The sequence below is a fragment of the Actinomadura oligospora ATCC 43269 genome (genome assembly GCF_000518265.1).
GTDB classification, from domain to species: domain Bacteria; phylum Actinomycetota; class Actinomycetes; order Streptosporangiales; family Streptosporangiaceae; genus Spirillospora; species Spirillospora oligospora.
Genome location: NZ_KI912412.1, coordinates 237,861 through 250,911 on the forward strand (window position 1 = coordinate 237,861; position 13,051 = coordinate 250,911).

At 72.8% G+C, this 13,051-nt stretch carries 13 protein-coding genes; 5 read left to right on the forward strand and 8 right to left on the reverse strand.

Annotation, left to right across the window (positions count from 1 at the left end):
* Positions 1-29 precede the first annotated feature (29 nt).
* The 3 genes from P696_RS0141135 to P696_RS53510 form a co-directional block, all read right to left on the reverse strand.
* Positions 30-1,418: a M20/M25/M40 family metallo-hydrolase gene (locus tag P696_RS0141135; protein WP_245628012.1), complete on the reverse strand. Its 1,389-nt coding sequence runs from the start codon at positions 1,416-1,418 to the stop codon at positions 30-32.
* A gap of 607 nt (positions 1,419-2,025) precedes the next feature.
* A complete protein-coding gene (locus tag P696_RS0141140; protein WP_034489614.1) occupies positions 2,026-2,406 on the reverse strand; it encodes a nuclear transport factor 2 family protein in 381 nt (126 codons plus the stop codon).
* A 60-nt stretch (positions 2,407-2,466) separates the two neighbouring features.
* A complete protein-coding gene (locus P696_RS53510) occupies positions 2,467-3,021 on the reverse strand; it encodes a hypothetical protein (protein ID WP_157430236.1) in 555 nt (184 codons plus the stop codon).
* 241 nt (positions 3,022-3,262) lie between these two features.
* Between P696_RS53510 and P696_RS0141155 the strand changes: the two genes are divergently transcribed.
* From P696_RS0141155 to P696_RS0141175, 5 genes are all read left to right on the forward strand, one after another.
* Complete coding sequence (locus tag P696_RS0141155; RefSeq protein WP_026416887.1) at positions 3,263-4,393, forward strand: acyl-CoA dehydrogenase family protein; 1,131 nt, start codon at positions 3,263-3,265, stop codon at positions 4,391-4,393.
* Positions 4,390-5,340, forward strand: coding sequence for an acyl-CoA dehydrogenase family protein (locus tag P696_RS0141160; protein ID WP_026416888.1), 951 nt, complete (start codon positions 4,390-4,392; stop codon positions 5,338-5,340). Before P696_RS0141155 ends, P696_RS0141160 begins: the two co-directional genes overlap by 4 nt.
* Before the next feature lie 112 nt (positions 5,341-5,452).
* Positions 5,453-5,812: a GntR family transcriptional regulator gene (locus P696_RS0141165; protein WP_245628013.1), complete on the forward strand. Its 360-nt coding sequence runs from the start codon at positions 5,453-5,455 to the stop codon at positions 5,810-5,812.
* Positions 5,809-6,684 (forward strand): ABC transporter ATP-binding protein, encoded by an 876-nt coding sequence (locus P696_RS0141170; RefSeq protein ID WP_026416890.1) that lies wholly within the window; start codon positions 5,809-5,811, stop codon positions 6,682-6,684. The genes P696_RS0141165 and P696_RS0141170 overlap by 4 nt, the downstream gene beginning before the upstream one ends.
* Positions 6,681-7,661, forward strand: a complete 981-nt coding sequence (locus tag P696_RS0141175) for an ABC-2 transporter permease (protein WP_026416891.1) — start codon at positions 6,681-6,683, stop codon at positions 7,659-7,661. Before P696_RS0141170 ends, P696_RS0141175 begins: the two co-directional genes overlap by 4 nt.
* A gap of 74 nt (positions 7,662-7,735) precedes the next feature.
* Here the strand turns inward: P696_RS0141175 and P696_RS0141180 are convergent, their stop codons facing one another.
* The 5 genes from P696_RS0141180 to P696_RS51665 all read right to left on the reverse strand — a co-directional run bounded on the left by P696_RS0141180 (position 7,736) and on the right by P696_RS51665 (position 12,908).
* Positions 7,736-8,410: a response regulator gene (locus P696_RS0141180; protein ID WP_026416892.1), complete on the reverse strand. Its 675-nt coding sequence runs from the start codon at positions 8,408-8,410 to the stop codon at positions 7,736-7,738.
* Entirely contained in the window at positions 8,407-9,711 is a 1,305-nt protein-coding gene (locus tag P696_RS0141185) for a sensor histidine kinase (RefSeq protein WP_211246005.1), read from the reverse strand. The genes P696_RS0141180 and P696_RS0141185 overlap by 4 nt, the downstream gene beginning before the upstream one ends.
* The gene (locus P696_RS0141190; protein ID WP_026416894.1) at positions 9,708-10,193 is read right to left on the reverse strand and encodes a hypothetical protein; all 486 of its coding nucleotides are present in this window, start codon (positions 10,191-10,193) and stop codon (positions 9,708-9,710) included. The genes P696_RS0141185 and P696_RS0141190 overlap by 4 nt, the downstream gene beginning before the upstream one ends.
* A gap of 9 nt (positions 10,194-10,202) precedes the next feature.
* Positions 10,203-11,237 carry a GlxA family transcriptional regulator gene (locus tag P696_RS51660; RefSeq protein WP_051469077.1) on the reverse strand — a complete coding sequence of 345 codons (1,035 nt, stop codon included), beginning with the start codon at positions 11,235-11,237 and terminating at the stop codon, positions 10,203-10,205.
* A gap of 225 nt (positions 11,238-11,462) precedes the next feature.
* Entirely contained in the window at positions 11,463-12,908 is a 1,446-nt protein-coding gene (locus tag P696_RS51665; RefSeq protein WP_034489617.1) for an MFS transporter, read from the reverse strand.
* Positions 12,909-13,051: the final 143 nt, after the last annotated feature.

The window sequence follows — 13,051 nt, forward strand, 5'->3', positions numbered from 1 at the left end:
CACCACCCCCACCACGCCCCGCTCCACGGTCATTTCCCCCAGCGCGCGGCGAACTCGGCGAAGAACAGGGCCTCCGTGACGACCGTGTTCTCCAGCTCGGACACCAGGACGCGTTCGTTCGGCGCATGCAGGTTGCACCTGCCGTCCTGCGCGCCGAAGAGCAGCATCTCGGCGTCCGGGACGGCCTTGTGCAGCGAGCTGACCAGCGGAATCGCTCCGCCCGCCGCCATCTGCACCGGGTCGCTCCCGTAGGCGGCGCGCATGGCCGCGGTCATCGCCTCCATCGCCGGTCCGCCCGTTCCGGCGCGGTACCCGTCCCCGGCCTCGCCCGCGAGCGACACGGTCAGCGGGATGCCGAACGGCCGCTGCGCCTCCAGGTGCCGGATCAACGCGGTCCGTGCCTCCTGGGCGGGCTGCTCGGGATGGATCCGCAGGTTGATCTTGGCCCGCGCGTACGGGACGCAGGCTCCGGCCGCCTTGTCCACCGGGATCGCGTCGATGCCCGTGACGGTGATCGCGGGCCCCGACCAGAGCCGTTCGCCCAGCGTCCCGGTGCCGAGGAGCGGCATCCCCGGCTCGACCCCCGCGGCCTCGCTGAACTCGACGTCGGTGTAGGACGCGCCGGTCCACGGCTCGCGCCGCAGGCCCTCGACCGCGACGTCCCCGTTGTCGTCGTGCAGGCTGGCCAGCGCCCGGACGAGCGCGAGCATCGCGTCCGGGGCCGGGCCGCCGAAGTTCCCGCTGTGCTTGGCCCCTTCGAGCGTCCGCACCTCCACGACGACGTCGGCGACACCGCGAAGCGCGACCGTCAGGGTCGGCTGTCCGGCGTGGATGTTCCCCATGTCCGCGACGGCCATCGCGTCGGACCGGAACTCATCGGGATGCATGACCGGATACTCGTCCAGCGGGCTGCCCCACTCCTCCGCGCCCTCGAACACGATCCTGATCCCCACCGGCGGACGGCCGTTCCACGCCCGGATCGCCCCGATGTGAGCAACGATGTTGGACTTGTCGTCGGCGATGCCTCGCGCCCTGATCGCCGTCCCGCCGCCGCGCTCGTCGTCGAAGGCCGTCGGCGTGAACGGCGGCGACGCCCACAGCGACTCGTCCCCCGGAGGCTGGACGTCGTGGTGCGCGTACAGCAGGACGGTCGGCGCGCCTTCGGGAGCGGGGATCGCGCCCGTGATGACCGGCGGCGTGTCCGGCAGCCGGATCGCGCCGACGTCCCGGACGCCCGCCTCCGTCAGCATCCGGACGACGTGGTCGTGGGCCCGGGCGACCTCGCTGGGCGGGTATCCGGGGAACGCGATCGACGGGATGGCCGCGAGCCGCTCCAGCTCGCCGACGAGGTCCGGCGTGAGGGCCCGCGCTCTGGCCGCGATGCTCTGGGGGTCCCAGTCGTTCCCGACGTCCCGCACAACCCACCCCCGGACTCGTACCGTTCCGGGGGGGACGACTCGAAGGCGATCTACCCCTGGCCATGCCGGGGGAAACGGCCCCGGGAACCATCCGAACCGTCCAGAATGCGAAACACCGGCCACCCCGCAGATGGGTGACCGGTGTTCTGCGCGTAGGTCAGCTCACTCGCAATAAGATGACCTTCGAGACATTTGTAGCATAGCCCGTCCGGTCATGGAATGCGCGTATTCGGCGATCTTCGTTTGGATTGTTTTGCGCGCGGGCCCGGCCCCGCAGTTCTCCGGCGCCGGATAGGTCCCGCCACACAAGGCGTCCACACCCTCGAATCCGCAGGCAGAGCGCACAATCGGCTCCTCTCGAGGATGCCCGCGACCGGCGCTCCCCGCTCAAATCCGAGCCGTCCACGCCCGCTTCACGGAGCGTCCCCTCGAACGCGCTGACCACCGCGATCGTCCTGACTGCGGGCAAACGCCCTGGTCAGCGGCGGACCGCATCACAGTGACCGCATCCGGACGCAGAGCCACCCCGCGTGAGGCCGCCCTCAGAAGCACGCGGATGCCGAACCGCTCACCGGATCACAAACAGCGGAACAACATCCCGGAAGGCTCAGACCGCTTGGAAGTCATCGGGCCCCCAGAAGGCTTCCATGCGGACGACCTTGCCGTCCTCGCCGAACGTCATGACCTCAATGCCGTCGATGTGCAGACCGGGGAGGTCGGCGGAGAAGCGCATGGCGCTGCGGTTTCCGTAGGAACCGGTGACTTCGTGCGCGGTGAGCTTCGCACCCGCCGCAATCGAATCGGCGTAGAACTTCTCAATCGCGGCGCGACCCGTGACCGGACGCTTGCCGACCGGGTCCTCGATCATCGCTTCGTCCGCATAGAGATCGGCGACGGCGGTGTGCTCGCCCGCGTTGAACAGGTCCACGTAGCGCCGCATCGTGGCCTTCATGTGCGCGGTGTCCGGCGTGCGCTTGGCGTCAGGCATGGTCGTCCTTCCGTCGGAACGGTCATCCCCCGCCGCGCCAGCGTACCCAGCCCCGCTCGCTCAGGCCGGAAAGCCCTTCCCCGGCCGGGAGTCGGACAACCTCACCGAAGACGCACCCGCAGGACGCGGACTCGGCGCATCCCCAAGCCGCGGATCCGGCGCACCCGCAGGACGCGAAGTGGGCGCATCCCCAAGTCGCGGATCCGGCGCACCCGCGGAACGCCGACTCGGCGCATCCCCACGGTCGAGATGGCGCCAGCGGCCGGCCGCGCGGGACGCCGGGGGCGCCGGGGACGGCCCGACCCCGCGTTCGGCGGCGTCGGCGAGGGCGGCGAACAGGTCGCGCGGAGCGCCGTCGGTGTCGTCGTAGTGCCAGCGGCGGATGAGGCGTTCGCCTTCCGTGCCCGGGTTGAACCGCTCGAAGGCGAAACAGCCCGCGGTCGCCATCTGGGCGATGAGCCGGTCGCTGTCGTCCATCTGCATGGCGTACGCGGCGGCGTCGATGAGGCCGATGGCGGCGCGCGCGTTGCGTCCGTCGTCGCGTTCCTCGGCCCGTTCGATCCGCCACTGCGCGTACGGGCGCAGGAAGTCGGCGATCATCCAGCTCTTGGGCACCTGACCGGTCCTCTCGGTCGCACGGGCATAGGAGGCCGTTCCCATGCTGCGCCGCAGGTCAGGCGGGGCCGAGCGACTTGACTCGATCATTGCCGAGCTTTGGGCCGCACGCTCTTTCCGGACCGCCGGCCGGCGTCGTATGCGCCCCGGGAGGGCCGGGCCCGGCGGGCGTGCTTTAATCTACCAAACAGTTGTTAGATGAATCGTCGGCATGGACCCCGGAAGGTGGAGGCCGCCGCTGATGGATCTCGACTTCTCCCCCGCCCACGAGGCGTTCCGCGCGGAGGTCCGCGACTGGCTGCGCGCGCACGTCCCCGCCGAGCCGCCGCCGTCGCTGGAGACCGCCGAGGGTTTCGCCGCCCACCGCGCGTGGGAGCGGACGCTCGGCGCGGACCGCTACGCGACGGTCAACTGGCCCGCGGAATTCGGCGGACGCGACGCCACCCCGCTCGAATGGCTGATCTTCGAGGAGGAGTACTACGCGGCGGGCGCGCCCGGCCGGGTCTCGCAGAACGGCGTGAACCTGCTCGCGCCGACGCTGTTCGAGCACGGCACGCCCGAGCAGCTGCGGCGCGTCCTGCCGCCGATGGCGCGTGGCGAGGCGATCTGGGCGCAGGCGTGGTCGGAGCCGGGCGCGGGCAGCGACCTCGCGGCGCTGCGCTCCACCGCCACCCGCGCGGACGGGGGCTGGCTGCTGGACGGCCAGAAGACCTGGAGCTCACGCGCCGCGTTCGCGGACCGCGCCTTCGGCCTGTTCCGGTCCGATCCCGGGTCGGAACGGCACCGCGGCCTGACGTACCTGATGTTCCCGCTGGACGCGCCCGGGGTGACGGTCCGCCCGATTGGACGCCTCGACGGCAAACCCGCGTTCGCCGAGCTCTTCCTGGACGGTGTGTTCGTCCCGGACGAGGACGTCATCGGCGACCCCGGCAACGGCTGGAAGGTCGCGATGAGCACGGCGGGGAACGAGCGCGGCCTCACCCTGCGCTCCCCGGGCCGGTACACCGCCGCGGCCGACCGGCTCCTCGCCCTCTGGCGCGAACGCGCCGACCCGTCCGACACGGCCCTGCGCGACCGCGTCGCGGACGCCTGGCTGAAGGCCCGCGCCTACCGCCTCAAGGGTTTCGAGACGATCTCCCGCACCGACGACATCGGCGCGGAGTCGAGCCTGAACAAGGTGTTCTGGTCCGAGTTCGACATCGCCCTGCACGAGACCGCCCTCGACATCCTCGGCCCGGACGGCGAGCTGGACGGCGACTGGCTGGAGGGCTACGTCTTCTCCCTCGCGGGCCCGATCTACGCGGGCACCAACGAGGTCCAGCGGAACGTGATCGCCGAGCGCCTGCTCGGCCTGCCCAGGGGGGCGCGATGAGGTTCGTCCCGTCCGAGGAACACCGCCTCTTCGCGAGCAGCCTGGACAAGCTCCTCGACCAGGCCGACACCCCGTCCGCGATCCGCGCCTGGGCGTCCGGCGACCACGTCCCCGGACGCCGGATCTGGACGTCCCTGGCCGAAGCGGGCGTGTTCGCGCTGGCCGTCCCCGAGGAACACGACGGCGTGGGCCTGCTCCCCGTCGAACTCGTCACGGCCATGCACGAGCTGGGGCGCCACGCCGTCCCGGGTCCCCTGGTCGAGACCGCCGCCGCTGCGGCCCTCCTGACCGCGACCGGCGACACCCACTGGCTCCCTCGCATCGCCGCAGGTGAAGCCATGGTCTCGGTGGCCGCTCCCCATGCGCCCTACGCGCTCGACGCCGACGTCGCCGACCTCGTCCTCGCCGTCAGGGGGGACGTCCTCTACGAGGCCGAACCTGCGAGGGCGCTCCGCCCGTCGATCGATCCGTCCCGCCGTCTCTTCGAGGTCACCCCGTCCCGCGCGCTCGGCACGGCGGACGAATCGGCCCTCGACCTCGCCACCCTCGCCTGCGCCGCACAGCACCTGGGCCTGGGCCGCCACCTCCTGGACGTCTCCGTCGACTACGCGAAGACCAGGAACCAGTTCGGCCACCCCATCGGCGAGTACCAGGCGGTCAAGCACCACCTGGCCGACGCCCTCGTCGACCTCGAGTTCGCCCGTCCCCTGATCCACGCCGCCGCCCTCTCGCACGGCGCCGCCGACTTCCGCCGCGACACCTCCGCGGCCAAGATCGCCGCCGCCGAGGCCGCCTACGCCACCGCGAAGACCGCCCTCCAGGTCCACGGCGCGATCGGCTACACCGCCGAGTACGCGCCGTCCCTCTGGATCCGCAAGGCCCGGGCCCTCCACACCGCCTGGGGCTCCCCCGCCGTCCACCGAACCCGCCTCATGGCGTCCCTCTGAACCTGGCCGCCGGGGGTTGACGGGCCTCGGATCCGAGATCTACCGTTTTACTAACATCATAGTAGAACGGAGTTTCGGAGTGTTTCGGTTCCGGTTGGACGGGCGGAGCGGGGTGCCGCCGTATCTGCAGCTGGTGCAGCAGGTGCGGCAGGCGCTGCTGCTCGGGTATCTGCGGAACGGGGATCAGCTGCCGACCGTGAAGGAGGTGGTCGGAGGGCTGACGATCAATCCGAACACGGTCGTGAAGGCGTACCGGCAGCTGGAGAACGAGGGGATCGTCGCGGCGAAGCCCGGGCAGGGGACGTTCGTCACGGCCGAGGTGGAGGCGGTGGCGCCCGGGGACCACGCGCGGCTGCGGCGGTCGCTGGAGCGGTGGGTGCGGGACGCGCGCGGGGCGGGGCTGGACGAGGAGACGGTCACGGCGTTGATCACGGCGGTCTGGAACGACGTCCGGGCGGAGGGCGTGGCATGACGGCGCCCAGTCCGGAACCCGCGCTGGAGGCCGACGGTCTCGGAATGCGGTTCGGACGGTCCTGGGCGCTGCGGGACTGCTCGGTGAGCCTGCCCGCCGGTGCGGTCGTCGCGCTGGTCGGCCCGAACGGGGCCGGGAAGACCACGCTGATGCACCTGGTGTGCGGTCTGCTGCGTCCGTCCGAGGGACGTGTCCGGGTGTTCGGCGAGGACGCGGACAGCGGGTCGTCCGAGGCCCTGGCGCGGGTCGGGTTCGTCGCGCAGGAGCACCCGCTGTACCGGGGGATGACGGTCGCGGAGCTGCTGCGGATGGGACGGGCGCTGAACCCCCGGTTCGACCGCGGCCTCGCCGAGCTGCGGCTCGACGGGCTGGGGATCCCGCTGAACCGGCGGGCGGGGGCGCTGTCGGGCGGGCAGCAGGCGCAGGTGTCGCTGGCGCTCGCGCTGGCGAAGCGTCCGATGCTGCTGGTCCTGGACGAGCCGCTCGCGAACCTCGATCCCGTCGCGCGCCGGGACTTCACCCGGACGCTCATGTCGGCCGTCGCCGAGGACGGCGTGACCGTCCTGCTGTCGTCGCACGTCATCGCCGACCTCGAGGCGGTCTGCGACCGGCTGGTGCTGCTCGACCACGGGGCCGTCCGGCTGGACGGGGCGATCGAGGACGTCCTCGCCGCGCACCGGATGATCAGCGGTCCGAGGGAGGCCGCGGCCGACATGCCGGGCGTGGTCCGGGCCGTGCACAGCGGGCGGCACAGCGACCTGCTCGTCCGGGCGGGGGCGGAGGCGGAGTTGCATCCGGTCTGGCAGGAGCATCACGTGGGCCTGGAGGAACTGATCCTCGCCTACCTCGAGAACCCGGTGGTGACGCGATGATCTGGTTCACGTGGCGGCTGCACCGGACGCAGGTGTACGCGGGGCTGGCGCTCGTGGCGCTGGTCGCGGCGGTCTTCCTGCCGTACGGCGAGGCGGCCCGCGCGTCGTTCGCGTCGCACGGGGTCGGGGCGTGCCTGGCGCGCGACACCGGCGGCGAGCCGTGCCAGACGGCGATGCGCGCGTTCATCCAGGAGTTCAACGGGATCGCGAACCACCTGTCCACCTGGTTCAGCCCGATCCCGGGCCTGATCGGCGCCATCATCGGCGCAGGAGTGCTCGGACGCGAATACGAGCAGGGCACGTGGCGGCTGGCGTGGACGCAGTCCGTCCCGCGCGGACGGTGGCTCACGCAGCGGATCCTCCTGGTCGCCGCCGGGATCACCGCGATCAGCCTGACGCTCTCCCAGGTCTTCACCTGGTTCCGCTCACCCGTGGACGAGGTGTCGGGACGGTTCGCGCCCGGCGCGTTCGACCTCGAGGGGCTGTCGCTCACCGGGTACACGCTGTTCGCGTTCGCGCTGGGCGTGCTGGCCGGACTGGTGCTGCGGCGGACGGTCCCGGCGATCGTGGTGGCGTTCGCGGGGTTCATGGCCGTCCGGATGCCGGTCGAGTTCTGGGTCCGGCAGCGCTTCCAGACCCCCGCGAGCAGGCTGTCCGCGCCGACGCTCCAGCACACCTTCGGGCCGTCGTCGGTGCCGGTCGTCCCCGGGAAGCCCGGCTGGACGCTCGGCTACCACCTGGTGGACGGCTCCGGGCGCACCCTCACGACCGCCGAAGAGGCGCGCCTGCAGACCCAGGCGCAGGCGGCGCACGACCCCGACGCCTACCTGCGCGGCCTCGGCCTGCACCTCAGGACCGTGTACCAGCCGGCCGACCGGTTCTGGACGTTCCAATTCATCGAGTTCTCGGTGTTCGCGGGGCTGGCGCTCGTCCTGCTGGCGCTCGCCGTCCACCGGCTCCGGCGGCGCGGCGCCTGACGGCCGCCTAGGGCGTGTCTCAAAGCCACCTGCCCTACTGCGCGACGCCGACTTCGAGACACGCCCTCGCCGGGTCAGTCGTCCTCGCCGACCAGGCCGTTGCGGAACGCGTACGTGACGGCCTGGGCCCGGTCGCGGAGGTTCGCCTTCGCGAACAGGTTGTTGATGTGGGTCTTGACCGTGGCCTCGCTGATGAACAGCTCGCGCGCGATCTCGGCGTTGGACCGTCCGCGCGCGATCAGCGTCAGCACCTCGGCCTCGCGGCGGGTCAGGCCGTCCGGGAGGCCGCTGCCACGGGACCTCGGCCGCTGCTCCCCCGCCGTGACCGCCTCGACCAGGCGGCGCTGGACGGCCGGGTCGAGCTGCGCGTGCCCGCCCCGCACCGCCTCGATCGCGCGCGCGATCTCGTCCGCCCCGGCGTCCTTGGTGAGGTAGCCCCGCGCGCCCGCGCGGAGCGCCGCGAAGATCGACTCGTCGTCGGCGTAGGTGGTCAGCACGACCACCTCGACCTCCGGGTGCAGCTCGCGCATCCTCGCGGTCGCCTCCACCCCGTCCATGCGGGGCATCCGCAGGTCCATGAGGACCACGTCGGGCGCCACCCGCGCGACCAGTTCCAGCGCCTGCTCGCCGTCGCCCGCCGAGCCCGCGACCTCCAGGCCCGGCAGCAGCTCCAGCAGCAGGACGAGCCCCTCGCGCACCACCGTCTGGTCGTCGACCACGACGACCCGCGTCACTCGTTCGTCCGTCACACCCGTATCCGAAGCGCCACCCGGAAGCCCTCGCCGTCCGGTCCGGCCTCAAGGGTCCCACCTACCAGCTCGGCGCGCTCCCGCATGCCCACCAGCCCGTACCCGCCGACGGCCGTGACGACGGGCTCCTCCGTGCCGCCGGTGTCGGCGACGGTGAGCTCGACGGCGCCGGGCAGGTGGTCGAGCCGGATCCGCACGGACGCGCCGGGCGCGTGCTTGCGGACGTTCGTCAGCGCCTCCTGCGCCGTCCGGACCAGCGCGAGGGCCCGCGCCGAGGTGAGGTCGTGCGGCGTCCCGGTGATCTCCAGGTCGGCCGGACGGCCCGTCGCGGCGTGGAACTCGTCGGCGAGCTCGGCAAGCGCCTCGTCCAGTTCCCGGGCCTCGCCGCGCAGCGCGGCCAGGGCCCGCCGGGTCTCCTCCAGGCCCGTCCGGGCGAGCCGCTGCGCCCGCTCGACCCGCTCCAGCGCCCGCTCGCGGTCGTCGTCCCGGGAGAGCAGCAGCCGCGCCCCCTCCAGGTGGACGATCTGCGCCGACAGCGAGTGCGCCAGGATGTCGTGGATCTCCCGCGCCATCCGGGACCGCTCGGCGAGCGTCGCCTCGTTCGCCTCCGACCGACGCCGCCAGCGGCGTTCGCGCAGCGCGAGCGCCGCCGCGTAGACGCCGAGGAACGCCATGACCGACCAGATGTCCACCGAGTGGGCGTGGACGGCCTGGACGCCCGTGAGCGTCCCGGCGGCCCCGATCGTGAACAGCGCCCCGTCCCCTCCGGGGCGGCGGGCCGCGGCGATCCCGGCCGCGATGTAGGCGAACGTCTGCGCCCCGACGTGCGACTCGATCAGGTTCGCGCCGAACGCGGACAGGACGGTGATCCCCAGCGGCAGCAGCACCCACCGCGACGCGGAGTCGCGGGCGAAGCCGAGCAGGCCCCAGGCCAGCCCGCCGATGACCAGCGCGTTCAGGACGGCCAGCCCCGCCCAGGCGGCCGTCGCATGCGGCCCGGACCTCACCACCGCCAGCAGGTAGAACCCGGATCCCCAGATCAGCAGGCCGCTCCGGGCCACGATCCGTCCCAGCCGGTCGCCCGGCGGCCCGTCCCGGCCGGGCGTCCGTTCGATGTCACAGGCGTCCCACCACCCCTGGAACGCCACGTACTGCCCCATCCACCGCAACGGCCCCTTCCTCGCCGGACGAGGACCATCGGGGTCAGCGTCCGGACGCGGGACTCCGGCCCGGCCGGACAGTTCGGAGGGCGCGTCCGTGGACGAATCGCGGGCCGGACGCGCCACCGGACGTTCGCTCATGCCGCGACGTTAACGCCGGTGCGGCGCGCGGGCAGCGAACGGGACCGGACGTCCAGGATCGCGTACTGGGCGAGCAGGGACACGCCGAGGAAGGCGATCAGGTTCCCGGATCCGGTCCGGACGCCGACCAGGTACGCGATGCCGAGCAGCCCGGCCCGGACGGTGATCGAGACGATCCACGCGACGACCGTCAGGCCGCCGCCGCGCCGCCACAGCGAGCCGTCGGGCTCGCGCCAGAGCCGCATCGTCGCGGCGCGCATGGCCCCCAGCAGCAGCGCGACGAGCGCCTCCACCCCCAAGAGCCCGACGCTCAGGACCACGTGCGCGCGGTCGATCAGACCGCCCTGCGCGACGCCGACGATGACGAGGACCACCGGAAGCGTGTACATCCTCGCCTCGTCGATCCGCCGGGCCGTGAGCTGCCGCCGCAGGACCAGCCCCAGGACGAGGAGGACGATCAGGACGTTCGCCGGAGTGCTCATACCTCGAAGCTACGGAGCGGGGTGGCCCGGAGCATCGGAGCGGGGCCCGAGATCGGCCCCTCCACCCCGGGGTGGAGAACCGGCCGGGGCGGAGAACACCCGCCGGTACCGTCCGGGGGTCGTGCCGGTCTCGGCGGCGAACCTGCGCCGGAAGTTGGACAGGTCGACGAAACCGCAGGCGGCGGCGACGGCCTCGACGGTCGCATCGGTGCGTTCCAGCAGGGTGCGGGCCGTCTCGATGCGCCGCCGCAGCAGCCACCGGCCGGGCGCGACGCCGAGCTCCCGCTCGAACAGCCGGGCCAGCGTCCGGGGCGAGACCGCGCCGTGGGCCGCCAGCTCCGCGACGCCGATCGGCCGGTGCAGGTTCGCCTCCGCCCACGCCACCACCGCGCCGAGGGTCTCCTCCGCCGCCCGGCTCGGCTGCGGCGCGAGCCGCGAGTACTGCCGCTGGCCGCCGTCCCGATGCGGCGGAACCACCATGTGCCGGGCGATCTCGGCCGCGTGCGCCGCGCCGAGGTCCCGCCGGACGAGCGCCAGCGCCAGATCGACGGCCGCGCCCGTCCCGGCGCTGGTCGCCACGTCACCGTGGTCGATGTACAGCTCGTCCGGGCAGACCGTCACCTGCGGGTACAGGTCGGCGAGCTCGTCCGCCATCCGCCAGTGCGTCGTGGCCGACCGTCCGTCGAGCAGGCCCGTCGCCGCCAGCGCGAACGCCCCCGAGCAGAGCCCGACGATCCGCGCCCCCCGCGCGTGCGCGCGGCACAGCGCCGCGACCAGCCCGTCGGACGGACGTGCCGCGTGGTCGGGCCACCCGGCGATGATCACCGTGTCGGCGCCGTCCATCGCGTCGAGGCCGTCCTCGACGAACAGCGGGCAGCCCGCGACGGCGGGCACGGCCCCGGGCGTCTCGGCGCACACCGCGAACGAGTAGCGCGCCGGGACGTCCGGGTGCACGACGCCGAAGACCTGCGCGATGCTGGCCAGCTCGAACGGCGACTGCGGCGGCACCGCGAGCGCGACGACCTGATGAGGACCGGACGACATGGCGGCAGAATAAGCACCGCCTAGGACAATCCCGCCACGCCTCGGCGACGAGCCCCCTGCACACTTGACCACTTCCACAAGGATCGGACGATGGCGCGACCGATACGGCTCCGTCTCGACCATCATCGACGCACCCACCGACAAGATCCGCCCCACCCCGTCACCCAGCGAACCGACGGCCTCACACCCCATCCGTCACATGGGCCGAAGGTCACTCCACGCCGATCAAGCCTTCTCCCGCGTGAGCACGTAGAAGGCGAGCGCCGCGACGGAGGCCAGCAATGCGACGCCACCGCCGAGCGCGAACCCGGACGCGTAGGCGTGCTCGGTCGGGACGGTCGTGTGCGGCAGCGTGTCCCGCGCCAGCAGCGCCGTGGTGACCGCCCCGGCCACGGCCCCGCCGACCAGCCTGACCAGGCTGTTCACCGCACTGGCCACAGCCGTCTGCTCCGGCCGGACGTGCTCGACCGCCATCGTCCCGAGCGCCGCGAACGCCAGCCCGACCCCGGCCCCCAGCAGGACCGTCGCGCCATAAACGTCCCACCGATGGCCGTGGAAGACCGCGAGCCACCCGATCGAGAGCGCCGTCAACGCCGACCCAGCGGCGACGAGAACGGCCGCCGGGACCCGCCGCATCAACCACCCCGCCCGCGTGGACACCACGATCATCACCAGCGTGGTCGGCAGCAGGAACAACCCGGCCTCGAGCACGGACGCTCCGAACCCGTATCCCGCCCGCGCCGGCGTCTGCACGAAGTTGGGGATCAGCGTGAACCCCCCGTACAGCGCGAACCCGAGCAGCATCGACGCGACGCTCGCGCCGATCGTGCCGCGGTGGGTGAGCATCGCGATGTCCACGAGCGGCTCGGCCGCGCGCCGCTCCACCACGACCCAGAGCACGCCGAGCACCACCGTCGCCGCGAACAGCCCGAGGACGCGCCCGGACGTCCACCCCCAGGCGCGCCCCTGGCTGATCCCCAGGAGCAGGCTGACCAGCAGGCCGCCGAGCAGCGCGGCCCCGGGCAGGTCGAGTCGCCCCTGAACGGGCGGCGCGCCGTCACGCACGACCAGGGCGACGACGGCCGTCGCGACGGCCGCGAGCCCCGCGATCACCCAGAACACCGGCCGGTACCCGTCGGTGTAACGCGCGACGACCCCCGCCAGGACGAGCCCGCCGCCGACGCCGACACCCATGGTCGCCGACACCACGCCGAGCCCGGTCGGCAGCTTCTCGCGCGGCAGCACGCCCCGGACGATCCCGACCGTGAGCGGCAGCGCCGCCATCGACACCCCCTGCAGGACGCGCGCGACGACCAGCACCACGAGCGACGTGGACAGCGCGCCGAGCACCGACCCCGCGACGAGCGCGCCCATCGCGACGAGCAGCATCCGCCGCCGCCCGTACAGGTCCCCCATCCTCCCGAGCAGCGGCGTGGCGACCGCCCCGACCAGCAGGCTCACCGTGAACGCCCAGGCCACCGAGGTCAGCGGGGCGTCCAGCGCGGCCGTGAGCCGTCCGAGCAGCGGCAGCACCGCCGTCTGCTGGACGGACGTCACCGACGCCGCCACCGCGAGCACCACCACGACCGGCCACGGCCCCCGCCCCGCCTCGGCCCCGCCGGTCCCACCGGCGGCCGTCGCCCGTTCCGTCCTCTGTCTCGTCAGCGCCATCGCGCCACTCCTTACCTAACTTAGGTATCTATTTCACGCCCGCCCGCCACCCCGGGGCGGCACGAAGGGAACGAATCAGAAAATATACCTAAGTTAGGTATCTATCTAGGTGACCCGCATCACACGACACTTACCTAAGTTAG

What these genes read in the sequence shown, in the direction of transcription:
- P696_RS0141140 (WP_034489614.1), bottom strand. Translation starts at nt 2,406, where the DNA reads ATGCCTGACGCCAAGCGCACGCCGGACACCGCGCACATGAAGGCCACG.
- P696_RS0141155 (WP_026416887.1), top strand. Translation starts at nt 3,263, where the DNA reads ATGGATCTCGACTTCTCCCCCGCCCACGAGGCGTTCCGCGCGGAGGTC.
- P696_RS0141160 (WP_026416888.1), top strand. Translation starts at nt 4,390, where the DNA reads ATGAGGTTCGTCCCGTCCGAGGAACACCGCCTCTTCGCGAGCAGCCTG.
- P696_RS0141170 (WP_026416890.1), top strand. Translation starts at nt 5,809, where the DNA reads ATGACGGCGCCCAGTCCGGAACCCGCGCTGGAGGCCGACGGTCTCGGA.
- P696_RS0141175 (WP_026416891.1), top strand. Translation starts at nt 6,681, where the DNA reads ATGATCTGGTTCACGTGGCGGCTGCACCGGACGCAGGTGTACGCGGGG.
- P696_RS0141185 (WP_211246005.1), bottom strand. Translation starts at nt 9,711, where the DNA reads ATGAGCGAACGTCCGGTGGCGCGTCCGGCCCGCGATTCGTCCACGGAC.
- P696_RS0141190 (WP_026416894.1), bottom strand. Translation starts at nt 10,193, where the DNA reads ATGAGCACTCCGGCGAACGTCCTGATCGTCCTCCTCGTCCTGGGGCTG.
- P696_RS51660 (WP_051469077.1), bottom strand. Translation starts at nt 11,237, where the DNA reads ATGTCGTCCGGTCCTCATCAGGTCGTCGCGCTCGCGGTGCCGCCGCAG.
- P696_RS51665 (WP_034489617.1), bottom strand. Translation starts at nt 12,908, where the DNA reads ATGGCGCTGACGAGACAGAGGACGGAACGGGCGACGGCCGCCGGTGGG.